This window comes from Pseudomonas sp. LB3P25 (genome assembly GCF_054897985.1).
In genome coordinates, this window is the sequence record NZ_CM142711.1 from 267,428 (window position 1) to 290,417 (window position 22,990).

24 protein-coding genes are annotated in these 22,990 nt (G+C 59.8%); 11 read left to right on the forward strand and 13 right to left on the reverse strand.

Translation table 11 applies throughout. The features are described 5' to 3' along the window. Nucleotides 1-49 precede the first annotated feature (49 nt). Both ACYZTW_RS01215 and ACYZTW_RS01220 read left to right on the forward strand, forming a co-directional pair. Nucleotides 50-340, forward strand: coding sequence for a DUF2782 domain-containing protein (locus tag ACYZTW_RS01215; protein WP_008156001.1), 291 nt, complete (start codon nt 50-52; stop codon nt 338-340). A gap of 58 nt (nt 341-398) precedes the next feature. After that, complete coding sequence (locus tag ACYZTW_RS01220; protein WP_462003421.1) at nt 399-1,349, forward strand: homoserine kinase; 951 nt, start codon at nt 399-401, stop codon at nt 1,347-1,349. A 119-nt stretch (nt 1,350-1,468) separates the two neighbouring features. Here the strand turns inward: ACYZTW_RS01220 and znuA are convergent, their stop codons facing one another. Further along, nucleotides 1,469-2,389, reverse strand: coding sequence for a zinc ABC transporter substrate-binding protein ZnuA (gene znuA, locus ACYZTW_RS01225; protein WP_462003422.1), 921 nt, complete (start codon nt 2,387-2,389; stop codon nt 1,469-1,471). Nucleotides 2,390-2,455: 66 nt separating this feature from the next. Between znuA and zur the strand changes: the two genes are divergently transcribed. From zur to ACYZTW_RS01245, 4 genes are read left to right on the forward strand one after another with little or no spacing between them, the layout of a single operon-like run. Further along, nucleotides 2,456-2,938 carry a zinc uptake transcriptional repressor Zur gene (gene zur / locus ACYZTW_RS01230; RefSeq protein WP_462003423.1) on the forward strand — a complete coding sequence of 161 codons (483 nt, stop codon included), beginning with the start codon at nt 2,456-2,458 and terminating at the stop codon, nt 2,936-2,938. Next, entirely contained in the window at nt 2,938-3,723 is a 786-nt protein-coding gene (znuC, locus tag ACYZTW_RS01235; protein ID WP_095126769.1) for a zinc ABC transporter ATP-binding protein ZnuC, read from the forward strand. Before zur ends, znuC begins: the two co-directional genes overlap by 1 nt. Beyond that, on the forward strand, nt 3,716-4,504 hold the full coding sequence (znuB, locus tag ACYZTW_RS01240; protein WP_046044875.1) for a zinc ABC transporter permease subunit ZnuB: 789 nt from the start codon (nt 3,716-3,718) through the stop codon (nt 4,502-4,504). Before znuC ends, znuB begins: the two co-directional genes overlap by 8 nt. Nucleotides 4,505-4,541: 37 nt before the next feature. Then, nucleotides 4,542-5,258 carry a PA5502 family lipoprotein gene (locus ACYZTW_RS01245; protein ID WP_462003424.1) on the forward strand — a complete coding sequence of 239 codons (717 nt, stop codon included), beginning with the start codon at nt 4,542-4,544 and terminating at the stop codon, nt 5,256-5,258. A gap of 120 nt (nt 5,259-5,378) precedes the next feature. Here the strand turns inward: ACYZTW_RS01245 and katE are convergent, their stop codons facing one another. Further along, nucleotides 5,379-7,517 carry a catalase HPII gene (gene katE / locus ACYZTW_RS01250; protein ID WP_462003425.1) on the reverse strand — a complete coding sequence of 713 codons (2,139 nt, stop codon included), beginning with the start codon at nt 7,515-7,517 and terminating at the stop codon, nt 5,379-5,381. Between the two features lie 262 nt (nt 7,518-7,779). On the opposite strand from katE, the gene ACYZTW_RS01255 reads away from it, so the two are divergent. The 3 genes from ACYZTW_RS01255 (at nt 7,780) to ACYZTW_RS01265 (ending at nt 10,326) form a co-directional block, all read left to right on the forward strand. Further along, nucleotides 7,780-8,787, forward strand: coding sequence for a methionine ABC transporter ATP-binding protein (locus tag ACYZTW_RS01255; protein WP_462003426.1), 1,008 nt, complete (start codon nt 7,780-7,782; stop codon nt 8,785-8,787). Next, on the forward strand, nt 8,787-9,461 hold the full coding sequence (locus tag ACYZTW_RS01260) for a methionine ABC transporter permease (RefSeq protein WP_033059807.1): 675 nt from the start codon (nt 8,787-8,789) through the stop codon (nt 9,459-9,461). Before ACYZTW_RS01255 ends, ACYZTW_RS01260 begins: the two co-directional genes overlap by 1 nt. A 91-nt stretch (nt 9,462-9,552) precedes the next feature. Beyond that, nucleotides 9,553-10,326: a MetQ/NlpA family ABC transporter substrate-binding protein gene (locus tag ACYZTW_RS01265; protein ID WP_462003427.1), complete on the forward strand. Its 774-nt coding sequence runs from the start codon at nt 9,553-9,555 to the stop codon at nt 10,324-10,326. 172 nt (nt 10,327-10,498) lie between these two features. Here ACYZTW_RS01265 and ACYZTW_RS01270 read toward each other — a convergent pair whose 3' ends face one another. From ACYZTW_RS01270 to ACYZTW_RS01290, 5 genes are read right to left on the reverse strand one after another with little or no spacing between them, the layout of a single operon-like run. Further along, nucleotides 10,499-11,134, reverse strand: coding sequence for an SCO family protein (locus ACYZTW_RS01270; RefSeq protein WP_462003428.1), 636 nt, complete (start codon nt 11,132-11,134; stop codon nt 10,499-10,501). Continuing rightward, a complete protein-coding gene (gene cyoE / locus ACYZTW_RS01275) occupies nt 11,131-12,030 on the reverse strand; it encodes a heme o synthase (RefSeq protein WP_140676021.1) in 900 nt (299 codons plus the stop codon). The genes ACYZTW_RS01270 and cyoE overlap by 4 nt, the downstream gene beginning before the upstream one ends. Continuing rightward, entirely contained in the window at nt 12,018-13,097 is a 1,080-nt protein-coding gene (locus ACYZTW_RS01280; protein ID WP_462003429.1) for a COX15/CtaA family protein, read from the reverse strand. Before ACYZTW_RS01280 ends, cyoE begins: the two co-directional genes overlap by 13 nt. Before the next feature lie 10 nt (nt 13,098-13,107). Continuing rightward, nucleotides 13,108-13,716, reverse strand: coding sequence for a hypothetical protein (locus ACYZTW_RS01285; RefSeq protein WP_462003430.1), 609 nt, complete (start codon nt 13,714-13,716; stop codon nt 13,108-13,110). Beyond that, nucleotides 13,682-14,422, reverse strand: a complete 741-nt coding sequence (locus tag ACYZTW_RS01290; RefSeq protein ID WP_462003431.1) for an SURF1 family protein — start codon at nt 14,420-14,422, stop codon at nt 13,682-13,684. The genes ACYZTW_RS01285 and ACYZTW_RS01290 overlap by 35 nt, the downstream gene beginning before the upstream one ends. A gap of 70 nt (nt 14,423-14,492) precedes the next feature. Between ACYZTW_RS01290 and ACYZTW_RS01295 the strand changes: the two genes are divergently transcribed. Beyond that, nucleotides 14,493-14,696 carry a twin transmembrane helix small protein gene (locus tag ACYZTW_RS01295; protein WP_094469789.1) on the forward strand — a complete coding sequence of 68 codons (204 nt, stop codon included), beginning with the start codon at nt 14,493-14,495 and terminating at the stop codon, nt 14,694-14,696. A gap of 4 nt (nt 14,697-14,700) precedes the next feature. On the opposite strand, the gene ACYZTW_RS01300 is transcribed toward ACYZTW_RS01295, so the two are convergent. From ACYZTW_RS01300 to coxB, 4 genes are all read right to left on the reverse strand, one after another. Next, on the reverse strand, nt 14,701-15,588 hold the full coding sequence (locus ACYZTW_RS01300; RefSeq protein ID WP_462003432.1) for a cytochrome c oxidase subunit 3: 888 nt from the start codon (nt 15,586-15,588) through the stop codon (nt 14,701-14,703). 25 nt (nt 15,589-15,613) lie between these two features. Next, on the reverse strand, nt 15,614-16,165 hold the full coding sequence (locus ACYZTW_RS01305) for a cytochrome c oxidase assembly protein (RefSeq protein WP_462003433.1): 552 nt from the start codon (nt 16,163-16,165) through the stop codon (nt 15,614-15,616). A gap of 207 nt (nt 16,166-16,372) precedes the next feature. After that, a complete protein-coding gene (gene ctaD, locus ACYZTW_RS01310) occupies nt 16,373-17,965 on the reverse strand; it encodes a cytochrome c oxidase subunit I (RefSeq protein ID WP_008152477.1) in 1,593 nt (530 codons plus the stop codon). Between the two features lie 82 nt (nt 17,966-18,047). Next, entirely contained in the window at nt 18,048-19,175 is a 1,128-nt protein-coding gene (gene coxB, locus ACYZTW_RS01315; protein ID WP_462003434.1) for a cytochrome c oxidase subunit II, read from the reverse strand. A gap of 371 nt (nt 19,176-19,546) precedes the next feature. Here coxB and ACYZTW_RS01320 point away from each other — a divergent pair, with 371 nt between their 5' ends. Then, nucleotides 19,547-20,197, forward strand: coding sequence for a hypothetical protein (locus ACYZTW_RS01320; RefSeq protein ID WP_033059826.1), 651 nt, complete (start codon nt 19,547-19,549; stop codon nt 20,195-20,197). Nucleotides 20,198-20,321: 124 nt separating this feature from the next. Here ACYZTW_RS01320 and ACYZTW_RS01325 read toward each other — a convergent pair whose 3' ends face one another. Both ACYZTW_RS01325 and ACYZTW_RS01330 read right to left on the reverse strand, forming a co-directional pair. Then, entirely contained in the window at nt 20,322-21,848 is a 1,527-nt protein-coding gene (locus tag ACYZTW_RS01325) for a SulP family inorganic anion transporter (protein WP_462003435.1), read from the reverse strand. A gap of 169 nt (nt 21,849-22,017) precedes the next feature. Further along, on the reverse strand, nt 22,018-22,749 hold the full coding sequence (locus tag ACYZTW_RS01330; protein ID WP_462003436.1) for a carbonic anhydrase: 732 nt from the start codon (nt 22,747-22,749) through the stop codon (nt 22,018-22,020). Nucleotides 22,750-22,990: the final 241 nt, after the last annotated feature.

Below are 22,990 nucleotides of genomic sequence, written 5' to 3' on the forward strand. Positions count from 1 at the left end.
TCCGGCGCTAGAATAGCGGGACCGTTGACGACAAAGGGACAAGGTTATCATGCGCACACTAAATCGCCTGTTGCTGGCTGGGTTGTTTGCATCCGTTCCGTTGGCCGTCATGGCGGCGGACGATGCGCCGACACCGGAGCCAGAAGTCACGATCCGCACGGAAGGGGACAAAACCATCCAGGAGTACCGCCAAAACGGTTTCCTGTACGCAATCAAGGTCACGCCGAAGGGCGCACCGCCGTATTTTCTGGTGCGCGCTGATGGGACAGATGCAAACTACATCCGCTCGGATCAGCCGGATATGCTGATTCCGTCGTGGAAGATTTTTGAGTGGAAGTAGCTTCTTAATTTCAATCGGCGCCGGCTCAAACAGCGGCGCCCGTACTGGCAGTTCAAACATGTCTGTGTTCACCCCGCTGGCTCGGCCCGAGCTGGAAACCTTTCTCGCCCCTTACGGGCTCGGCCGCCTGCTTGATTTCCAGGGGATTGCCGCCGGTAGCGAAAACACCAATTTCTTCATCAGCCTGGAGCAGGGCGAATTTGTCCTGACCCTGGTTGAGCGCGGTCCGGTTCAGGAAATGCCGTTCTTCATTGAACTGCTCGACGTGCTGCATGACGCCGACCTGCCAGTGCCTTATGCCTTGCGCACCACCGACGGCGTCGCCTTGCGCGAGCTGGCCGGCAAACCTGCGTTATTGCAGCCGCGTCTGGCCGGCAAGCACATCAAGGAAGCCAATGCGCAGCATTGCGCTCAGGTCGGCGAGTTGCTCGGCCATCTGCACCTTGCGACCCAGGCCAACATGATCAAGCGCAAGACCGATCGCGGCCTGGACTGGATGCTGGAAGAGGGCACGCAGTTGCTGTCGCACCTCAATGCCGAGCAAAGTGATCTGCTGCAACGGGCGCTGGACGAAATCACACAGAAGAAGACGAAAATTCTGGCGCTGCCGCGAGCCAACATCCACGCCGATCTGTTCCGCGATAACGCGATGTTCGAAGGCACTCACCTGACCGGGTTGATCGACTTCTACAACGCCTGTTCGGGGCCGATGCTCTACGACGTGGCCATTGCGTTGAACGACTGGTGTTCGGACGAGGACGGGTTGATCGACGGGCCGCGGGCGAGGGCATTGCTTGGCGCTTATGCAGCACTGCGACCGTTCACGGCGGCCGAGGCGGAGTTGTGGCCGACGATGCTGCGGGTGGCGTGTGTGCGGTTCTGGTTGTCTCGGCTGATTGCAGCTGAGTCTTTCGCCGGGCAGGACGTGCTGATTCACGATCCGATGGAGTTTCAGCAGCGTCTGGCGCAGCGGCAGCACGTCAAAACGCCGCTGCCGTTCGCCCTTTAAAAGCTTCGCGAGCAGGCTCGCTCCCACAGTTGACTGATGTGAGCACATGTTTTGTGTTCACTCGAAATTCCCTGTGGGAGCGAGCCTGCTCGCGAATGGGGGCGACACAAATGTCTGGGTTACAACGACTCCAGGCACCCCGCCAAATCATTCCCCAATTTCTCCAGCACCTGCTCATACCCCTGAGCGGTCGCCGGCGTGTATCCGCCAAGCGCATCAAGCTCTGCTAGCTTGACGGGCAAACCCGCCACCAGGGTTTCCGCCAGACGCGGACGCAACGGCGGTTCGCTGAACACACAGGTTTTGCCGACTTCCTGCAATCGAGTGCGCATCGCCGCGACGTGCTGGGCGCCGGGCTGGACCTCGGCGGCGACGCTGAATACGCCGGTGTGCTTGAGGCCGTAGGCGTCTTCAAAGTAGTCGAAGGCCTCGTGGAATACGAAGTACGGTTTGCCCGCGATACCGGCCAGACGCGCTTTCAAGCGAAGATCCATTGCATCCAGACGCTCATCGAACGCCTTGAGGTTGCTCTGATAACGTGCGGCATTGGCCGGATCGGCTGCACTCAAGTCAGCCGCCATTTTTGTGGCGATGACGCGGGCGTTGACCGGCGAAAGCCACAAGTGCGCGTCCAGACTGCCGGGGCGGTGATCGTGATCATGCTCGTCGGCTTCTTCAGCGTGGGAGTGGCTATCTTCGGCGAAACGTCGCAGTTTCAGGTCCGGCAGGTCCTGCACGGCGACGCTCGGCAGCGTACGACCACTCAGCACGCGTGGCAGGAAACCTTCCATGCCCGGCCCGATCCAGTAAACCAGATCCACCGATTGCACCTTCCGTACGTCGGATGGGCGCAAGGCATAGTTATGCGGGGAGGCGCCGGGCGGGAGCAAGACTTCCGGAATCGCCACACCGTCCTGCACCGCAGCGGCGATCAGCTGTAGAGGCTTGATACTGGTGAGAACTTTGACTTCGGCGTGAGCTGAACTCATCAGCAGAAAACTGGCGACAAATGCGACAAAGATAGAAAAAAGTCGGGACACGATGACCACTCGAAGAGGCGAGAACGGGTAACATAATAACGTCTCTCACAAAACTCGTCGCCGCTCATGCCTAAAACACCGATTGCCAGCCGTCCCCACGACCACTCTCATTGCGTCCATAGCGCATTGTCTGAGGCCGATGTTCTGTGCGCACGTCAAGGCCTGCGCCTGACCGCCTTGCGCCGGCGGGTGCTGGAACTGGTCTGGCAAAGCCACAAACCGTTGGGTGCCTACGACATTCTCGCGGTGCTCAGCGAGCAGGACGGCCGCCGTGCGGCGCCGCCGACCGTGTACCGTGCGCTGGATTTTCTGCTGGAAAACGGCCTGGTACACCGCATCTCCTCGCTGAACGCCTTCGTCGGCTGCAATCAACCTGGACACGCCCACCAGGGCCAGTTTCTGATCTGCCGTGAATGCCACGCCGCCATCGAGCTCGAACAGAAATCCATCAGCGACGCGATCATCGGTAGCGCCAAGGATGTCGGATTTGTCGTGGAAGGCCAGACCGTTGAAGTGGTCGGCCTCTGCTCAGGTTGCCAGGGGGTTTGATGAGCAACGCGCTGATCCGCCTCGAGCAGGTTGCTGTCACCTTTGCCGGGCAAAACGTGCTGGATAACATCGAGCTGAGCGTCGAGCCGGGGCAGATCGTCACCCTGATCGGCCCTAACGGCGCCGGCAAGACCACGCTGGTGCGCGCTGTACTCGGTCTGTTGAAACCGGACAGTGGCAGCGTGTGGCGCAAGCCGAAACTGCGGGTCGGTTACATGCCGCAAAAACTTCACGTCGATCCGACGCTGCCGCTGTCGGTGCTGCGCTTCTTGCGTCTGGTGCCAGGCGTGGACCGCGCCATGGCCTTGGCGGCACTCAAGGAAGTCGGCGCCGAACAGGTGATCGACAGCCCGGTGCAAAGTGTTTCCGGTGGCGAAATGCAGCGGGTGCTGCTGGCCCGGGCATTGCTGCGTGAGCCGGAACTGCTGGTGCTCGACGAACCTGTGCAAGGCGTTGACGTGGCCGGTCAGGCCGAGCTCTACAGCCTGATCACACGATTGCGTGACCGTCACGGCTGCGGCGTGTTGATGGTGTCCCACGATCTGCACCTGGTGATGAGTACCACCGACCAGGTGGTCTGCCTCAACCGTCACGTCTGCTGCTCCGGGCATCCCGAGCAGGTCAGCGGCGATCCGGCTTTCGTCGAGCTGTTCGGAAAGAACGCACAAAGCCTGGCGATTTATCACCACCATCACGACCACGCCCATGACTTGCATGGCTCGGTGGTCAGCGCGGCCCCGTCGGCCCCTACCCACGTTCACGGAGATAGCTGCAAGCATGGCTGATTTTCTGCTCTACGCCCTGCTTGCAGGTCTGGCCCTGGCGTTGGTCGCGGGCCCGTTGGGTTCGTTCGTGGTCTGGCGGCGCATGGCCTACTTCGGCGACACCCTTTCCCATGCCGCGCTGCTCGGCGTGGCACTGGGTTTTCTGCTGGATGTCAGCCCGACCGTTGCGGTCACCGTAGGCTGCCTGCTGTTGGCGGTGTTGCTGGTGACCTTGCAACAGCGCCAACCGCTGGCGTCCGACACGCTTTTGGGAATTCTCGCACCGAGCACGCTCTCTTTGGGCCTGGTCGTACTAAGCTTCATGCACGAAGTGCGGATCGACCTGATGGCTTATCTGTTCGGCGACTTGCTGGCGATCAGCCCGACCGATCTGGCCTGGATACTCGGCGGCAGCGCGGCCGTTCTGGCCTTGCTGGTGACGTTGTGGCGGCCATTGCTGGCAATCACGGTGCACGAAGAACTGGCCAGGGTTGAAGGTCTGCCGGTGGCGGCGTTGCGCCTGACCCTGATGTTGCTGATTGCCGTGGTGATCGCTGTGGCGATGAAAATCGTCGGTGTGTTGCTGATTACGTCCTTGCTGATCATCCCGGCGGCTGCGGCACAACGTCACGCCCGGTCACCGGAGCAGATGGCACTGGGCGCGAGCCTGCTGGGTATGCTCGCGGTCTGTGGCGGGCTGGCGCTGTCGTGGTTCAAGGACACCCCGGCGGGCCCATCGATTGTTGTGACGGCCGCCGCACTGTTTCTGCTGAGTTTTGTCCTGCCCCGTCGAGGGGTGTAGACTTGCTCGTTTTTTGCGCAAATAGAGAGTCGCAGGAATGAAGCCGTTCGCCTCCCGTTATCTGCTCCTTGTCGCATTTTCGCTGCTACTGGGCGCTTGCCAAAGCACGCCACCGGCGGCCACCGAGGCTACCGGTGCACGGGCCACGGCCATCGCACAGCTGGAACAAAGCCTCGCCAGCAGTGAGCTGGCGACTGCCGAAGATCAACTCGCTGCCTTGCAGGCCGAGTCGCCCAACGATCAATCCCTTGAGCAATACCAGCGGCAACTGGCCGAAGCCTATCTGCGCCGCAGTCAGATCGTGCTGCAAAAAGGCGATGTGAATGCCGCCGCGACGGCGCTGGCCCGGGCCCGGGCGTTGATGCCAAAGGCTCCGGCGCTGACCGGTGGGGTCAACAACGCCATCGTCAATGCCCGCAAAGCCGAGCTGGATAGAGCCGAAGCTGCGCTCATGGCTGCTGAAGCCAAGCCGCAGGCCAAAGTCATTGATCCGACGGCTGAAAGCACCACGGTTGCATTGAACCTGACTGATATGACGAAGCTTCGTCGCCAACTGGATGCGATCGCCGCCGATGTGGTGAATTACCAGTGCGACGTGAGTATTCAGGCGCCACGCACCCAGGACGTCCCTTGGTTGGCCACGTTGCTGACCAAGCGGGTGAAGAAACTCGATGCGGATTTTGATCTGAATCTGGAGAAGCAGATTCTGCGCAACGTGCCGGCGCAGATGGTTTTGAGCCCTCGCAAGCCTTAAAAGCTTCGCGAGCAGGCTCGCTCCCACAGTGTCTCGGGGTGAACACAAATCTGTGGTCAACCACAAATCCTGTGGGAGCGAGCCTGCTCGCGAAGGCGTCCTCTCTATCGATACAAAACGTTAAGCCGGAATCGCCTTGGCTTTCGGCTCTCTGTCCCACACCCGATGCTGTCCGATCGCGGCAAAAAACGCTTTGATCAACTTCGCATCCGCCCCCACGATCAACCCCGCATCAGCCTCCAGCTTCAACACATCCAGCAACTGTTTGGCTTCGCCCTGCAGCGCAATCGCCTTCAAGTGCTTGTACGCCTCCAGCACGTAATGCAGCGCCACACCGTCAGTGCTCAACGCCTTGATCGACGCCGCGCCACCGGGCACAAACACCGCATCGAACGCCACCGAAGGCGAGCCTTCCATCGACGCATCGACCGGCAGCGTCTTGCCATCGGCGGTTGTCACAGGCGCAGACGTCGGGCCGAGCAGTTTGGCGTGCGCACCTTCGGCCTTCAGCGCCTTCTTCATTGCCTCAATCGCTGCACCATCGACGCCATTGGCTGCCAGGATTGCCACTTTGCGGGTTTTGATATCCGCCGGCAGCAAGTTGGCCTGACTCAGGGCCGGCGAGCGATCCAGTGAGGTTTTGCGCACTTCGATCGTCCCCGCTTTGGGCGCTGGCAACCCCAGGTTCTGCGCCACGCGCTTAGCCAGTTCCAGATCGATGTTGGCCAGAATCTCATTCACCTGGCGCGCGCGGATGAACGCCCGCTCAACCTTGCCCAACTCGAAGCTGTAAGCCGAGATGATGTGCTCCTGCTCGTGCTTGCTCATGCTGTGGAAAAACAGCCGCGCCTGGGAGAAGTGGTCGCTGAACGACTCGCTGCGCTGACGGATCTTGTTGGCGTCGATGCGCTCTGGATAACTTTCGAAGCCGCCATCCTGGGCTGCCGGCGGCGTTTCTTTCGGCCACCCGCTATCAATGGAGTTCGGCTCGTAGGACGCGCGGCCCTTGTCGATGGTGCTGCGATGCAACGCATCCCGTTGACCATTGTGGAACGGTGCCACCGGGCGGTTGATCGGGATCTCGTGAAAGTTCGGCCCACCGAGTCGGCTGATTTGCGTATCGGTGTAGGAAAACAGCCGACCTTGCAGCAATGGGTCGTTGGAAAAGTCGATCCCCGGCACGATATGCCCAGGGCAGAAGGCGACCTGTTCGGTTTCGGCGAAGAAGTTATCGGGGTTACGGTTGAGGGTCATTTTGCCCAACGGGGTGATCGGCACCAATTCTTCCGGAATCAGCTTGGTCGGGTCGAGGATATCGAAGTCGAATTTATGTTCGTTTTCCTCCTCGATGATCTGTACGCCCAGTTCCCATTGCGGGTAGTCGCCCATCTCGATCGACTCCCAGAGATCGCGACGGTGGTAATCCGTGTCTTTACCGGCGAGTTTCTGCGCTTCATCCCACACCAGCGAACACGTCCCGGCAGTGGGGCGCCAGTGGAATTTGACGAAGCGCGATTTACCTTCGGCGTTGATCAGGCGGAAGGTGTGCACGCCGAAGCCTTGCATGCTGCGCAGGCTTTTCGGGATCGCCCGGTCGGACATGGTCCAGATCACCATGTGCGCCGACTCCGGTACCAGGGAGACAAAATCCCAAAAGGTATCGTGAGCTGAGCCGCCGGTGGGTATCTCATTGTGCGGCTCGGGTTTCACCGCGTGCACGAAGTCAGGAAACTTGATCGCATCCTGAATGAAAAACACCGGCATGTTGTTGCCCACCAAGTCGAAGTTGCCTTCGTCGGTGAAAAACTTCACCGCGAAACCTCGTACGTCGCGCACGGTATCGCCCGAGCCACGAGGGCCCTGCACCGTGGAGAAGCGGACGAAGACCGGGGTTTTTTGGCTTGGGTCTTGTAGGAACCCGGCCTTGGTCAGCACGGAATGGGTTTCATAAGTCTGAAAGTAGCCGTGAGCACCGGTGCCGCGGGCGTGGACGATGCGCTCGGGAATGCGTTCATGGTCAAAGTGCGTGATCTTTTCACGCATGATGAAGTCTTCCAGCAGCGATGGCCCGCGGGCGCCGACCTTCAACGTGTTCTGGTTGTCCGAGACTTTCACGCCCTGGTTGGTGCGCAGGGCCTGTTCAGTCGCGTCGGAGCGAAAGGGCTCCAGGCTGTCGAGCTTGGCATTGGTGTTACTGCGGTCCGGGGTATCGGTCCCGGCCAATGCGCTTTTTGGGGCGGCAGGTTTTTTAGTACTCATCAGACAAAACTCCTCGTTGCGATTCCCGCCGTAGCCGGACTTTTGAGCAATACCCCAGGCACGGACCGGGGGCGTTTTCGAGTTGCCTAATTAGTGACTGATGACGTTTTGCGCCGTTCCTTTTTTCTAACCTTTGATCGCGTTATTGCCAAATGGAAGGTTGAATGCGGAATAAATGCTAATAACCTCTATACGGACAGGCTAAAATGCGCGCCCGGCTAACCGCTGACCCTTTTCCAACGCGCCCCACAAGGTTCGCTACGTGATCGAGTTTCAAAACGTCCACAAAACTTACCGCGTCGCCGGTAAGGATATTCCCGCCCTGCATCCGACCAGTCTGACGATTGAGAACGGTCAGGTCTTCGGTCTGATCGGCCATTCCGGCGCGGGAAAAAGTACCCTGCTGCGTCTGATCAATCGCCTGGAAGAGTCCAGTGGCGGCAAGATATTCGTCGACGGCGAAGAAGTCACCGCGCTCGACGCCAACAGCCTGCGGCGCTTCCGTCAGCAGGTCGGGATGATTTTCCAGCACTTCAACTTGTTGGCATCCAAGACCGTGGCCGACAACGTCGCGCTGCCGCTGACCCTGGCCGGTGAACTGTCGCGCAGCGACATCGACCGGCGTGTGGCCGAATTGCTGAAGCGGGTCGGCCTGTCCGACCACGCCAAAAAGTACCCGGCGCAGTTGTCCGGTGGCCAGAAGCAGCGCGTCGGCATTGCCCGCGCCCTGGCGACCAAGCCGAAAATCCTGCTGTGCGACGAAGCCACCAGCGCACTGGACCCGCAGACCACTGCGTCGGTCCTGCAATTGCTGGCCGAGATCAATCGCGAGCTGAAGCTGACCATCGTGTTGATCACCCACGAGATGGACGTGATCCGCCGGGTCTGCGACCAGGTCGCGGTGATGGACGCTGGCGTGATCGTCGAGCAAGGTTCGGTGGCCGAGGTGTTCCTGCATCCGAAGCACCCGACCACCAAGCGCTTCGTGCAAGAAGACGAGCAGATCGACGAAAGCGAACAGCGCGATGACTTCGCTCACGTTCCAGGCCGCATCGTGCGTCTGACCTTCCAGGGCGAAGCGACCTACGCACCGCTACTGGGCACCGTCGCTCGGGAAACGGGTGTGGACTACAGCATCCTGGCCGGTCGTATCGATCGCATTAAAGACGTGCCCTACGGGCAGTTGACCCTGGCCGTTACCGGTGGCGACATGGACGCGGCGTTCGCCCACTTCACCGCAGCTGACGTCCACATGGAGGTGCTGCGCTGATGGAAGTCCTGACAAGTTTCTTCGTCAATATCGACTGGTTCGAAATCTGGCTGGCCACCGGCGATACCTTTCTGATGCTCTTCGGTTCGCTGTTGTTCACCGTTTTGCTCGGCCTGCCTTTGGGCGTGCTGTTGTTCCTCTGCAGCCCGCGTCAGTTGCTGGAAGCCAAAGGCGTCTACGCGATGCTGTCGCTGGTGGTGAACATCCTGCGTTCGCTGCCGTTCATCATTCTGCTGATTGTGATGATTCCGTTCACTGTGTTGATCACCGGTACTTCCCTCGGTGTCGCCGGTGCGATTCCACCGCTGGTGGTGGGCGCTACGCCATTCTTCGCGCGACTGGTGGAAACCGCTCTGCGTGAAGTGGATCGCGGCATCATCGAGGCGACCCAGGCCATGGGCGCGACGACGCGGCAGATCATCACCAATGCCTTGCTGCCGGAAGCCCGCCCGGGCATCTTCGCGGCGATTACGGTGACAGCCATTACACTGGTGTCCTACACGGCGATGGCGGGTGTGGTCGGCGCGGGTGGTCTGGGCGACCTGGCGATCCGTTTCGGTTACCAGCGTTTCCAACCTGATGTGATGGTCGTGACGGTGATGTTGCTGCTGGTGATCGTTCAGGTTCTGCAAACCGTTGGCGACAAACTGGTTGTCCATTTCTCCAGAAAATAAAGCGTTCACGTCAATAAGTCATGAGCCGGCCATTCGCTGGCAGGCGCCGAAGACCGGCGTCGCAAGCGAGTACCCACAAGGAGTTAGCTGAATGAAAAAATTACTCGTAGCGCTCGCAGCCGTTGCAGCGTTCTCTGCTCAGGCCGATGAAACCCTGACCGTCGCGGCCACCCCGGTCCCGCACGCAGAAATCCTCGAATTCGTGAAACCGGCCCTGGCCAAAGAAGGCGTGGACCTGAAGGTCAAAGTCTTCACCGACTACATCCAGCCGAACGTGCAGGTGGCCGAAAAACGTCTGGACGCCAACTTCTTCCAGCACCAGCCGTACCTCGATGAATTCAACAAGGCCAAGGGCACCAACCTGGTCGCCGTTGCCGGCGTGCACCTGGAGCCGCTGGGCGCTTACTCCAGCAAGTACAAAGCGCTGACCGAGCTGCCAGGCGGCGCCAACGTAGTAATCCCGAATGACGCCACCAACGGCGGCCGTGCGCTGTTGCTGCTGGCGAAGGCTGGCCTGATCAAGCTGAAGGATTCGAACAACATCCTCGCGACCGTCAAGGACATCACCGAGAACTCCAAGGACCTGAAATTCCGTGAACTGGAAGCCGCGACCATCCCGCGCGTGCTGACCCAGGTCGACCTGGCGCTGATCAACACCAACTACGCGCTGGAAGCCAAACTTGATCCGTCCAAGGACGCGCTGGTCATCGAAGGCAACGACTCGCCTTACGTGAACATCCTCGTGGCCCGTCCAGACGACAAGGACAGCGAAGCGATGAAGAAGCTGATTGCTGCCCTGCACAGCCCGGAAGTAAAAGCCTTCATCCTCGAGAAGTACAAAGGCGCGGTACTGCCTGCGTTCTGATCTACCGCTTGAACGAAAAATGGGGCGCATTGAATGCGCCCCATTTTTTTGCCTGAAACACAGTCCCCTGTGGGAGCGAGCCTGCTCGCGATAGCGGTGTATCAGTCGACATAGATGTTGAATGTACCGACGCCATCGCGAGCAGGCTCGCTCTCACAAGGGGATGTGGTGCTTATTTGCGGTTAAGCATCACCGGCAACTGCGCCACCAATTTCACGTTGTTCAACGGCGCCCGAATGAACCCACGCTGCGTCCCGTCCGGCCCGATCACCGCCAGGTTGCCGCTGTGATCGACGGTGTAATTCGGTTTACCGGTATCCGCCGGAATGAACGGAATGCTCACCGCGTTGGCCAGTGTCTGAATGTCTTCCACCGACGAGGCCGTCAGCCCTTTGAATTGCGGATCGAAGTAGCCCAGGTACTGCTTGAGCTGCTGGGGCGTGTCGCGGTTCGGGTCGATGCTGACCAGAATGATCTGCAACTTGGCCACAGCCTCTGGCGGCAGTTCGCTCTTGATCTGGCGCAGCTGGGCGAGGGTGGTCGGGCAGATGTCCGGGCAGAAGGTGTAGCCGAAGAACAGCAGCGACCATTTGTCTTTCAGCTCGTTGACCGCCACCGGTTTGCCGTCCTGGTCGGTCATCGTCACGTTCGGCAGGTTGCGGCTTTGCGGCAGCAGAATGATCCCTGCATCGATCAGAGCCGTCGGGTCGCCCTGGCCTTTACCGGACAGCACTTTGTTGATGGTCAGGCCCAGGACCAGCGCGATCAGGGCAACGAGGATGAAGACGGTTTTCTGAGTTCGAGTCATAGGTTCAACAGTAAGTAGTGGTCTACGAGCAGCGCGATAAACAGCAGGAACAAGTAGTAAATAGAGTACTTGAACGTGTTGATCGCCGCGTGCGGCCGAGTGCCACGGTACAGCACCACGGCCCATTGCAGAAACCTCGCGCCCAGTCCCAGCGCGCAAATCAGGTAGAGCACACCGCTCATGTGGATCACGTACGGCATCAGGCTCACGGCCAGCAGCGCGAAGGTATAAAGCAGGATGTGGACCTTGGTGTAGTGCTCGCCATGGGTCACCGGCAGCATCGGGATGTCAGCCTTGGCGTATTCCTCTTTGCGGTGAATGGCCAGGGCCCAGAAGTGTGGTGGGGTCCAGGCGAAGATGATCAGCACCAGCAACAGGGGTTCGGCGCTGACGTGGCCGGTGGCGGCGGTCCAGCCGAGCAGTGGCGGGGCGGCTCCAGCCAGGCCGCCTATGACGATGTTTTGCGGCGTCGCGCGTTTCAGGAAACCGGTGTAGACCACCGCATAGCCGAGCAGCGAGGCCAGGGTCAGCCACGCCGTCAGTGGATTGGTGAAGGCCAGCAGTACGGCTTGCCCAAGCACCGCCAATACCAAGGCAAACGTCAGCGCGGCCGCTGGCGACACCCGGCCTTCGGCCAAGGGACGTTTGTGCGTGCGGGCCATGACCGCATCGATGCGTCGGTCCACCACATGATTCACCGCCGCCGCACCGCCGGCACACAGCGCAATCCCCAGATTGCCGAACACCAGCACCGTCCATGGCACCCCGGCGCGGGTCGCGAGGAACATCCCCACCAGCGAGGTGATGAGCATCAGCACCACCACTTTCGGCTTGGTCAGCTCCAGGTAGTCACGCCAGATCGCTTGACTGTGACGTGCGCCGATCAGAGTCGCCATGGCATCTCTCCTTTTATTGTTATGGGCCCGGCTGAGTGTTTGCGCGGGCTGAACCGCCAGCGCGCAGGGGGTTGCTGCTTGACCCGAACCAGACTGGTTCGCGCGTGATAATTAACCAGCACCATCGTCAGCAATAGCGCCGCGCCGCCCGCGTTGTGCGCGACGGCCACTGGCAGCGGCAGGTGAAACAGCACATTGCTGATGCCGAGGGTGATTTGCGCGGCGAGTGCGATCAACACCAGCCCCGCCAAGCGCGTCATGCCGACCACCTTCAGTTGCCAGGCCAGCCCCAGCAACACCAGGGTCACCAGCAATGCGCCGATGCGGTGAGTCAGATGAATCGCCGTGCGGGCATCGCTGTCCAGTTGCCCGCCGAGGTAATTGGGGCCGATGTGTTGAGTCAGGTGAAAACCGTTGGCGAAGTCCGCAGGCGGCAGCCATTGCCCATGACAGGTCGGGAAGTCGATACAGGCCACCGCCGCGTAGTTGGAACTGACCCATCCACCCAAGGCAATTTGCAGGATCACCAGCAGCAACCCAGCGGTCGCCCAGTATTGCAAACGCCGTGGCACGGTCAGCGCCGGCAACACGCCGGACAATCGCAATGTCAGCAAAAACAGCAGGCTCAACGTCGCAAAACCACCGAGCAAATGCCCGGTGACCACTTGCGGCCAGAGCTTGAGCGTCACCGTCCACATGCCGAACGCTGCCTGGGCGAACACCACGGCCAGCAGGAACAACGGCAACTTCACCGGTTGCCCCGGATGACGACGATGGACCCAGGCGCGACCCGCCAGCACCGAGATCAGCAGCCCCAGCGTGCCGGCGAAGTAGCGGTGAACCATCTCGTTCCAGCCCTTATGGGCTTCGACGGGAGCGTCGGGAAAATGCAGTTCGGCATGGGCCAATTGAACTTCGTTTTTCGGCACGCTGATAAAGCCATAGCAACCCGGCCAGTCCGGGCAGCCGAGGCCGGCGTGGGTCAGGCGGGTGTAAGCGCCGAGCAACACCACAATCAGTGCCAGCAAGGTGGCAAACAGCGCGAGGCGAAATCCAGGTTTGGCCATGACGATGCCCTTATCCGATGTTCGACAGTTTCAGCAGATGACGCAGGTCGTTGAGCAGATCCTTACCCTTCACCGTCGGGTCGTAGCGCAGCACCAGATTGCCGTGAGGGTCGATGATCCACAGCTGTGGCACGGTCTTGTCCCCGGTGCCGGCGGTTTTGTTGAAGGTACTGAAGGTGGCGAGGTCCAGAGGATACCGTTGCAGTTGAGGATACTCGCGCGTCAGCTTGGCGTCGTATTCACTGCTCAGCGGTTGTGCCGCGGCCAAGGCATGACTGGCGCGCCCGGCATCACGGCCGAGGCCGATCTGGATCTGCCGCGCCAGATACACCAGTTGCTGGCAGTCCACCGAGCAATCCTTGGGCGCCGTGACCAATATCTGCCAGCGGTCCTCTTGTGCCTGCACGCCGAGTTCGGCGCGGGTCTGGCCGTTGCCGATCAATTCGCCGTGATAGCTGCGACCTTCCGGCACCCAGAACTGCAATTTGTACATGCCGGTGGCGAGGATCATCGGACCGATCACTCCAAGCAGGATCAGCAGCAACTGCAAGCGACCTTTGCGCCGACTCGCCGGCGTTTTCGCCTCAGACATGCCGGGTGGATTCATGGCCGCTCCCATGGTGTTTCTCCTTTGCGTTGTGCCAGCCGAGATAGAGATAAAGGCCGAACAGGGCGATCGACATGGCGAACCACTGCACGGCATAAGCCAGGTGTTTTTCCGGCCCCATGGCCACCACCGGCCAATCGGCCTGGTAGGACGCGGGGCCGTTTTCTGCGCGTATTTCGTAAGCAAAACCTTCACGATCCAGCGCCGTCCAGAGCTTGGCCGGTTCAACTGCGGTCACCAGTTGTGGCCACGAGGTGGTATTCGGGTCGGCGTGCAATTGGAAGGTGGCGCCGGGGGAGACGTAGACCCAGGCATCAAGACTCAAGGCCTGAGTCGGTGTGGTGAATTGCGGTGGGGTGCGGCGATCCGGCCACGGCAGCCAGCCGCGATTGACCAGCAACCAGAGCCCGGTCGCTTGGTCCTGAAACGGTTGCAGCAGCTCGACCCCGACCTTACCGTTGCGCTGACGGTTATCCAGCAACAGGCTGTGTGCGGCATCGAACTGGCCGTGCAGGTGAACCCGGCGGAAGGCCGGATCTGCGGTGTGTTGCAGCTCGGTGCTGGCCGTCGGTTCAGCTGCGCGGCGCTCGGTGTAGCTTTGCAGCAGCGCGCTTTTCTCTGCGCCCCGGCTCAATTGCCAGAACCCCAGTGACACCAGCATGGGCAACAACACCGCGACCACCAGGGTCGGTACGATGCCCGGCCGAAAGCGCTTCATGGCGTCGCCAGAAAGTCGCTAGTCGCGATAGCTATACTCAAGTGCATCGCCTTTCCCCCGGAGTCTCACCATGCTCAAAGCAGCCATCGTCCTGATGCTGATTGCCACGGTTGTCAGCCTGTTCAGCGGCCTGTTTTTTCTGGTCAAGGACGACAGCAGCTCGAACCGCCTCGTCATTGCCTTGAGTGTTCGTGTTGCCCTGGCCGCCATTACCGTCGGCTTGATTGCCTGGGGTTTTTTCAGCGGCCAGTTGGTCTCTACTGCGCCTTGGTAAAGCCTCAGAGCACGTAGACGAAAACGAACAGACCGATCCACACCACGTCCACGAAGTGCCAGTACCAGCTCGCCGCTTCAAACGCGAACTGGTGCTCGGCGTCAAAGTGCCCGCGCATGATCCGCATCAACATCACAAACAAGATGATGGTGCCGATGGTCACGTGGGCGCCGTGGAAGCCGGTGAGCATGAAGAACGTCGCGCCGTAGATGCCCGAACCGAGGGTCAGGCCCAGTTCGTGGTAAGCATGGATGTACTCTTCGGCCTGAAAGCCGAGGAATCCGCACCCCAGCAATACGGTGAGCGCCAGCCAGATTTTCAGCGCGCCGCGATGGCCTTTCTTCAAGGCGTGGTGGGCGATGGTCACGGTGACGCTGGAACTCACCAGCAAAACGGTATTGAGCAGCGGCAGGCCCCAGGGACTGATGACTTCCTTGGGCGGCGGGAAGAGTTTCGGGTCAGGGGTGTGCAGCAATGGCCAGGCGAACTGGAAATTCGGCCAAAGCATATGAGCGATGCCTTTGACCCCTTCACCCCCGAGCGCCGGGCCGGAAATGTTACGCACATAAAACAGCGCGCCGAAGAAGGCGATGAAGAACATCACCTCCGAAAAGATGAACCAGCTCATGCCCCAGCGGAACGAGCGATCCATCTGTGCGCTGTACAACCCCTGGCGGCTTTCCTTGATCACCGTACCGAACCAGCCGAACAGCATGTAGGCCAGCAGCAGGCCACCGACGAAAAAGATCAGCGGGCCGTGGGAGTCTGGCCGCGCCGCTTTCAGGTCGTTGAACCAGGTGGCCAGGCCGAACACGGTGGTGAGCATGCCGGCGGTGGCAATGATCGGCCATTTGCTCTGGGCCGGTACGTAATAGTGTTCATGAGTTGCCATTTATTGTTCTCCTTATCGGGCACGCTCAGCCGCCAGTATTTACAGCCACCGGTGGATGTCGGGCGGTGATATCGAACAGCGTGTAAGACAGCGTCAGGTGCTTCACATCCTTGGGCAGGTCACGGTCAACGATGAAACGTACCGGCATCTCGATCCGTTGACCGGGCTGCAGCACTTGCTGGGTAAAGCAGAAACATTCCGTCTTGTGGAAGTACGCCGCCGCGTTGCTGGGCGCGATGCTCGGAACCGCCTGGGCGCTCATCGGGCGATCGGTGGGGTTGTGGGCGATGAAAATCATCTCGTTCACCGCCCCCGGGTTGGCCGTCAGCTCGTCACCTTTGGGATAGAAATCCCAGGACATGTCCGCGGCATTGGTCGACAGAAACTGCACGCGCACCTGCCGCGAGGTGTCGACCGTTTGCTCGCCCTCGTACTGCCCGGCTGTCTTGCCATTGATGCCGAACGCCTTGCACATCACGTCGTAGATCGGCACCAGGGCAAACCCGAAGACAAACATAGCCACTACGACCAGCAGCAGGCGCGTGACCAGCTTCTTCAACGAAATCGAATCAGCCATGGTGCGAACCCTCAACACCCAATTGTGGTGACCACAAACCTGTGGCGAGGGGATTTATCCCCGTTGGGCTGCGAAGCGGCCCTAAAACCTGCAACCGCGCCGTATCAGACGTACAGCATGCTCTGGCTTTGGGGCTGCTTCGCAGCCGAACGGGGATAAATCCCCTCGCCACAAAGGCATGGCCAGTACTCACCAGGGTAGAGGTGTTCATTTCACTTCCGGCGGCGTGGTGAAGGTGTGATACGGCGCCGGTGACGGAATACTCCATTCCAGGCCTTCGGCCCCATCCCACGGTTTGGCCGGTGCTGGCGGGCCGCCGCGGATGGTCTTGATCACGATGAACAGGAAGAATATCTGCGTGGCGCCGAACATGAATGCGCCGATCGACGACACCATGTTGAAGTCGGCGAATTGCAGGTTGTAGTCCGGAATTCGCCGCGGCATGCCCGCCAGCCCCACGAAGTGCATCGGGAAGAACGCCATGTTCATGCCGATGAACGAGAGCCAGAAGTGCAGCTTGCCGAGGGTTTCGTCGTACATGTGGCCGGTCCATTTCGGCATCCAGTAGTAGGCCGAGGCGAAGATCCCGAAGATCGCCCCCGGTACCAGTACATAGTGGAAGTGCGCGACCACAAAGTAGGTGTCCTGGTACTGGAAGTCCGCCGGGGCGATGGCCAGCATCAGCCCGGAGAACCCGCCGATGGAAAACAGGATCACGAACGCCACCGCAAACAGCATCGGTGTCTCGAAGGTCAGCGAGCCTTGCCACATGGTGCTGGCCCAGTTGAACACCTTGACCCCGGTGGGTACGGCGATCAGCAACGTGGCGTACATGAAGAACAACTCGCCCACCAACGGAATGCCGACCACGAACATGTGGTGCGCCCAGACGATGAACGACAGGAACGCGATACTCGCCGTCGCATAGACCATCGAGGTGTAGCCAAACAGCGGCTTGCGTGAGAAGGCCGGAATGATCGAGCTGACGGCACCGAAGGCCGGCAGGATCATGATGTACACCTCGGGGTGACCGAAAAACCAGAACACGTGCTGGAACAGCACCGGGTCACCACCACCGGCGGCACTGAAGAAGCTGGTGCCGAAGTGGATGTCCATCAGCATCATCGTCACGCACCCGGCCAGCACCGGCATCACCGCGATCAGCAGGAACGCGGTAATCAGCCAGGTCCAGACGAACAGCGGCATTTTCATCAGCGTCATGCCGGGGGCGCGCAGGTTGAGGATGGTGGCGATCACGTTGATCGCGCCCATGATCGAACTGATCCCCATCAAATGGATGGCGAAGATGAAGAAGGTCACGCTTTCCGGCGCGTAGGTCGTCGACAGCGGGGCGTAGAACGTCCAGCCGAAGTTCGGTCCGCCGCCGGGGGTGAACAGGGTCGATACCAGCAGGATGAACGCCGCCGGCAATAGCCAAAAGCTGAAGTTGTTCATCCGTGGCAGGGCCATGTCCGGCGCGCCGATCATCAACGGAATCATCCAGTTGGCGAGGCCGACGAAGGCCGGCATCACCGCACCGAAGACCATCACCAGACCGTGCATGGTGGTCATCTGGTTGAAGAACTCCGGCTGGACGATTTGCAGTCCCGGCTGGAACAACTCGGCACGAATTACCATCGCGAACGAGCCGCCGAGCAAGAACATGGAGAACGCGAACCACAGGTACAGCGTGCCGATATCCTTGTGGTTGGTAGTCAGCACCCAGCGCATCAGGCCTTTGGCGGGGCCGTGGGCGTGGGCGGTGCCGGTATGAACATGGTCATCGACTACAGCAGTCATGTCCTGTCTCCTGCAAACAGATGGGCTGGGCAGGCCGGGACGTGATGCCCCGACTGGTTCCTTACGTGCGCAATAGACCGGGTCATTTGCTTTCCGCCTGTTTCAGCTCCAGCACTTCTTTAGGGGTGACCATGTCGCCCTTGTTGTTGCCCCAGGCGTTACGTTCGTAGGTCACGACCGCTGCGATATCGACTTCCGAGAGCTGCTTGCCGAACGCCGCCATGGCGGTGCCGGGCTTGCCGTGGAAGACAATGCTCAGGTGCCCTTCTTTCGGTCCGGTGGCAATTTTCGAGCCTTTGAGTGCCGGGAACATCGGCGGCAGGCCCTGACCTTCGGCCTGGTGACAGGCGACGCAGGTGGTGTGATAGATCTTGTCGCCGCGCTCTTTGAGCTCGTCGAGGGTCCATTCCTTGCTGGTCAGTTCTTTGAGCTGCATGGCCTCAGCCTTGCGTTCGCCCAGCCATTTTTCGTAATCGGCCTTTTCCTTGACCTCGACCACGATCGGCATGAAGCCGTGGTCCTTGCCGCACAATTCGGCGCATTGACCGCGGTAGATGCCGGGCTTGTCGATCCGGGTCCAGGCTTCGTTGACGAACCCCGGAATCGCATCGCGCTTGACCGCAAAGGCCGGCACCCACCAGGAGTGGATGACGTCGGCGGAAGTCACCAGGAAGCGCACCTTGGCGCCGATCGGCAGCACCAAAGGCTTATCGACCTCAAGCAAGTAGTGCTCGCTCTTGGCTTCCTTGTTGTGGATCTGATCGGCGGGGGTGGTCAGGTTGCTGAAGAACTCAACGTCCTGGCCCAGGTATTTGTAGTGCCACTTCCACTGATAGCCGGTGACCTGGATATCGATATCCGGCTCACTGGCGTCGTACATCTTGATCAGGGTTGCAGTCGCGGGAACCGCCATGGCCACCAGGATCAGGAAGGGCACGATGGTCCAGAGGATTTCAACGGTGGTGCTTTCATGAAATTTTGCGGCCACCTGCCCAGTCGAGCGGCGGTGGAGAATCATCGACCAGAACATGGCGCCGAAGACGATGATGCCGATCACTACACAGATCCAGAAAATGGTCATGTGCAGGTCAAATACTGCGTGACTGATTTCAGTCGCTCCCGGCGCCATATTCACAGTCCAGGCCGCTTGTGCCTGACTGAAAATCGACCACAACAGGAGGCCCATCCAGACGTGTGGATGTCGCATCATTGCGGGTTCCCCTTATCGTTCTTTTTATCCCGCCGGCTTTCACCTGTGGCAAGGGAGCGGCTTTTTCAGACTACGAACTTGAATCGCCGAGCCTTGCTGCGTGTGCAGTCGGGCGTCATCAGCTAACTCCATTCCCACCCGAGTATAGACAGCGACTGCCACCTCGCAATGTGAGGGCGTAAATCATCTGAAACAGCTGGGACTTGCGTTCTAGGTCACGAATGGAGAAGGATGCAGACGAGTGGTGGCAAACCGATATAACTTTGATGTCTCAAGGATGAAATATTTATGACAAATGCGTCTTAGCATTTTTCGTATGCCAGCTAAGTTATGTCTTCCCTATTTCATTGCCTTTGTTTCCTGGAGTTTTCATGAACACCGCCGCATTGCGCGAGCAGATCCAAAAAGCCCAACAACACGAAGCCGAAACCGGCCTGCTGACTCGTCAGCTGGAAACCCAACTGCCACACCTTCACTCCGCCATCCAATTGCCGGATGTCGACGCCAACGGCGTGATGACGCGTTTTGTGGCCGCGTATATAGAGCAAGTGCCGGACCTGCTGGACGCAGCCAATGAAGTCGCCAGGGAAGCGGGTATCGAATCACAGATCAAACCGGTGTTGAAAATCGCCGAGCAGTTCTTCCTCCAGCCGCCGGCGATCATGGCCGGTCATGTTGGTCTGGACAGCCTGCTGGACGAAGCCTATCTGGCGCACCGCCTGGTCGAAGAGGTCAATGACCTGTACATCAAGCATTTTGGCCAGCCGCTGATCCCACTGGACACGACTGTTGCCAACCTGATTGCTCACCAGCTGATCGGTGAGGAGTTCGCCAACCAACTGGATGAGGCGGTGCATCACGCCGTCGACGAGATGCTCAACGAAGACAGTTTCGCGCTGGAATCGGTAGAAGCCTACCGCGAGAAACTCAACAGCCCGGACACCGGCGCTGCATGGAAGCGCTGGCCGTGCCTGTCGCGCCAACTGGGCGTAGGGCTGGAGCTGGATCAGCCGGCGGCTTGATCCAACTGAGTAAACCGAACACCTGTGGGAGCGAGCCTGCTCGCGAAGGCGGTATGTCATTCAACATTTATGTCGACTGATACACCGCCTTCGCGAGCAGGCTCGCTCCCACATTGTTTTACCTCTATGCCGTAGAACCGACTCCGGCTGTGGTACGTAAACGCCCTTCAAGCCTGCGCTTCAACCCCCGCGCCTCAATCAGCAGCGTCGAACCTTTGGCCGCATTGGCCCGCCCCCATTCCTCCAGCAACTCCAGACACGAGTGATCGATATAGCTCAGGTTATTGAGCGGCACATGCACCGTCGCGCCTGCCGGAATGGTCCCCAGCACCTGGGTCAGCGCCGGCACCTTGAGAAAGGTCGCGGCGCCCATCAATCGCAATTCCATTTCGCCGTCCTTGGGCAGGTCGATCAGGCTGATTTTCAGTCGCGAAGCTTTCCACGCCAGTTTGGCCAGGGTCAGACCGAAGCCAATCAGCACGCCGGTCAGCAGGTCGGTAAAGATGATTGCCAGGGCGGTCGCCGCGTATGTAAACATCGGCATCCGCCCATAACGGCCCAGACCGCGAAAGGCCTTGAGGTCGACCAGTTTGAAACCGGTGTAAACCAGCACGCCCGCCAGGCTCGCCACCGGGATGCTTTGCAGCACGCTGGACAGCAGCAACACGAAAGCCAGTAACCACAGGCCATGGAAGATCGCCGACAGTCGCGTGGTGGCGCCGGCCTGGACGTTGGCCGAACTGCGCACGATCACGCCGGTCATCGGTAGCGCGCCGAGTAGAGCGCAAAGCATGTTGCCTACCCCTTGAGCCGATAACTCCCGGTCGAAGTCTGAGCGCTGGCCGCTGTGCATGCGGTCCACCGCGGCGGCGGAGAGCAGGGTTTCGGCGCTGGCGATAAACGCGACGGCAAATGCGGCGATCAGCAAGGTCGGGTCAGCTAGATTGAGCAAATCGGCAGGTTTCAGCCAGTCGATGGCTTCCGCCAGGTTGGCCGGGACTTCCACTCGTTTGACCTGCAAGGCGAGCACCAGGCTGGCGACGGTCGCCAAGCCTACGCCAAGGAGCGCGCCAGGAATGAAGCGCAGGGAATGGGGGCGGAATTTCTCCCACAACCACATCACCGCAATCGTCGACAGCCCGAGCAAACCGGCTTGCCAGCCAAAGGAGGGCAAGGCCTGGACGACGGCAGCCGGGAAGGCTGCGAGGTTATCCAGCCCGGAAGGCTTGGGCACGGCGTCGAGCATCACATGCACCTGGGACAACACGATCAGCACGCCAATCCCGGCGAGCATGCCGTACACCACCGCAGGCGCCGTGACCCGAAACCAGCAGCCCAGTTTCAAGCGTCCGGCCACCAGTTGCAGAAAACCGGCCAGCAGCAGGATTGGCCCGAGCATGGCGATACCATGCTGGCGCACCAGTTCGAACACCAGAACAGCCAAACCGGCCGCCGGGCCGCTGACTTGCAGTGGCGAACCGGCAATCCAGCCCACCACCAAGCCACCAATGATCCCGGTGATCAAACCCTTGGACGGCGGCAGCCCCGAGGCGATGGCGATACCCATGCACAAGGGCAGGGCGACGAGAAACACAACCACGGACGCCAGCAGCTCCCGTGGCAGAACAGCTTTAAGTTGAGCAGCACGCATGGTGACTCTCCCGAAGTTTTCTTCAGGCGTGGCAAAGCCAGGCTACTGGATCAGCAGCCTCGGCTAAACCACACAATGATCGGGTGTCCTGTCTCGCAAATACTGTTCATTTTTGACGGCGCCTGTTGCCGTCAAAAAAGAACGTATTTGTGAGGCAGGACACTAGGATTTAGAAGCGCGCTTTGGGCGTCGCCACCGGAATCGGATGGCTGCCATCGAGCGGCAGGAAACACCCCTTGTCCGCGTCGTAAGCTTTGATTTCGCTGGTTTCGATGTTGTAGATCCAGCCATGGATAAACAGCTGACCATTGGCCATGCGTGAGGCTACCGAGGGGTGCGTGCGCAAATGCTGCAGCTGGGCGATCACATTCTCCTCGGTGAGGACATGCATGCTTTCGTTTTCGTCAGCGCAATGGCAGTTGTCCTGGACCATGGTTTTTGCCACTTCGGCATGACGCAACCAGGCTTTGACCGTCGGCATTTTTTCCAGGCTTTGCGGGTTGAGCACTGCGCGCATCGCGCCACAGTCGGAGTGCCCGCAGATGATGATGTGCTGCACGCCGAGGGCCAGCACCGCGTATTCGATTGCCGTGGAAACACCGCCGTTCATTTGTCCATAAGGCGGCACAACGTTGCCGACATTACGGGTGACGAACAGGTCGCCTGGGGCGCTTTGGGTGATCAGCTCAGGAACGATGCGCGAATCGGCGCAGGCGATGAACATCGCTCTGGGGCTCTGGGCCGTGGCGAGTTTTTTGAAGAGTTCTTCCTGCTGTGGAAAAACCTCGTGATGAAAATGCAAAAAGCCGTCAACGATATGCTGCAGCGCTGCATCGGCGGTTTCCGCCTCCGGTTGGGCTGAAGCCGACGCAGCCAACGGCTGTTTATCCTTGTCACTCATGGTTCATCCTCTTTGGCGGAGTCAGGGAATTTTCCCGTTTTGTCCGGTGTGAAGCCAGTGGCTGTTTAAAAAACATCCAGGTTGAGAATCTCGACCCGTCAGTCACTCAATGAACAAGGTAGCCGTTGAAACTTAATTCAAACTGAATAAAACGCTCTAGGACGTGTGTTCCAGGTCACAAAAAACGTGACCGGCCTAAAGGCCAGGTGCTTTTCCCACTACTCAACCATAGGCCAATTGT

Excerpts from the sequence above, each read along its gene's own strand:
- ACYZTW_RS01290 (WP_462003431.1), bottom strand. The coding sequence starts at position 14,422 with ATGAAGCGCTTTCGGCCGGGCATCGTACCGACCCTGGTGGTCGCGGTG.
- ACYZTW_RS01265 (WP_462003427.1), top strand. The coding sequence starts at position 9,553 with ATGAAAAAATTACTCGTAGCGCTCGCAGCCGTTGCAGCGTTCTCTGCT.
- ACYZTW_RS01305 (WP_462003433.1), bottom strand. The coding sequence starts at position 16,165 with ATGGCTGATTCGATTTCGTTGAAGAAGCTGGTCACGCGCCTGCTGCTG.
- ACYZTW_RS01245 (WP_462003424.1), top strand. The coding sequence starts at position 4,542 with ATGAAGCCGTTCGCCTCCCGTTATCTGCTCCTTGTCGCATTTTCGCTG.
- coxB (WP_462003434.1), bottom strand. The coding sequence starts at position 19,175 with ATGATGCGACATCCACACGTCTGGATGGGCCTCCTGTTGTGGTCGATT.
- cyoE (WP_140676021.1), bottom strand. The coding sequence starts at position 12,030 with ATGGCGACTCTGATCGGCGCACGTCACAGTCAAGCGATCTGGCGTGAC.
- ACYZTW_RS01295 (WP_094469789.1), top strand. The coding sequence starts at position 14,493 with ATGCTCAAAGCAGCCATCGTCCTGATGCTGATTGCCACGGTTGTCAGC.
- ACYZTW_RS01330 (WP_462003436.1), bottom strand. The coding sequence starts at position 22,749 with ATGAGTGACAAGGATAAACAGCCGTTGGCTGCGTCGGCTTCAGCCCAA.
- ACYZTW_RS01280 (WP_462003429.1), bottom strand. The coding sequence starts at position 13,097 with ATGGCCAAACCTGGATTTCGCCTCGCGCTGTTTGCCACCTTGCTGGCA.
- ACYZTW_RS01215 (WP_008156001.1), top strand. The coding sequence starts at position 50 with ATGCGCACACTAAATCGCCTGTTGCTGGCTGGGTTGTTTGCATCCGTT.
- ACYZTW_RS01260 (WP_033059807.1), top strand. The coding sequence starts at position 8,787 with ATGGAAGTCCTGACAAGTTTCTTCGTCAATATCGACTGGTTCGAAATC.
- znuC (WP_095126769.1), top strand. The coding sequence starts at position 2,938 with ATGAGCAACGCGCTGATCCGCCTCGAGCAGGTTGCTGTCACCTTTGCC.
- ACYZTW_RS01325 (WP_462003435.1), bottom strand. The coding sequence starts at position 21,848 with ATGCGTGCTGCTCAACTTAAAGCTGTTCTGCCACGGGAGCTGCTGGCG.
- ctaD (WP_008152477.1), bottom strand. The coding sequence starts at position 17,965 with ATGACTGCTGTAGTCGATGACCATGTTCATACCGGCACCGCCCACGCC.
- ACYZTW_RS01320 (WP_033059826.1), top strand. The coding sequence starts at position 19,547 with ATGAACACCGCCGCATTGCGCGAGCAGATCCAAAAAGCCCAACAACAC.
- ACYZTW_RS01285 (WP_462003430.1), bottom strand. The coding sequence starts at position 13,716 with ATGGGAGCGGCCATGAATCCACCCGGCATGTCTGAGGCGAAAACGCCG.
- ACYZTW_RS01270 (WP_462003428.1), bottom strand. The coding sequence starts at position 11,134 with ATGACTCGAACTCAGAAAACCGTCTTCATCCTCGTTGCCCTGATCGCG.
- ACYZTW_RS01300 (WP_462003432.1), bottom strand. The coding sequence starts at position 15,588 with ATGGCAACTCATGAACACTATTACGTACCGGCCCAGAGCAAATGGCCG.
- ACYZTW_RS01220 (WP_462003421.1), top strand. The coding sequence starts at position 399 with ATGTCTGTGTTCACCCCGCTGGCTCGGCCCGAGCTGGAAACCTTTCTC.
- katE (WP_462003425.1), bottom strand. The coding sequence starts at position 7,517 with ATGAGTACTAAAAAACCTGCCGCCCCAAAAAGCGCATTGGCCGGGACC.
- zur (WP_462003423.1), top strand. The coding sequence starts at position 2,456 with ATGCCTAAAACACCGATTGCCAGCCGTCCCCACGACCACTCTCATTGC.
- znuB (WP_046044875.1), top strand. The coding sequence starts at position 3,716 with ATGGCTGATTTTCTGCTCTACGCCCTGCTTGCAGGTCTGGCCCTGGCG.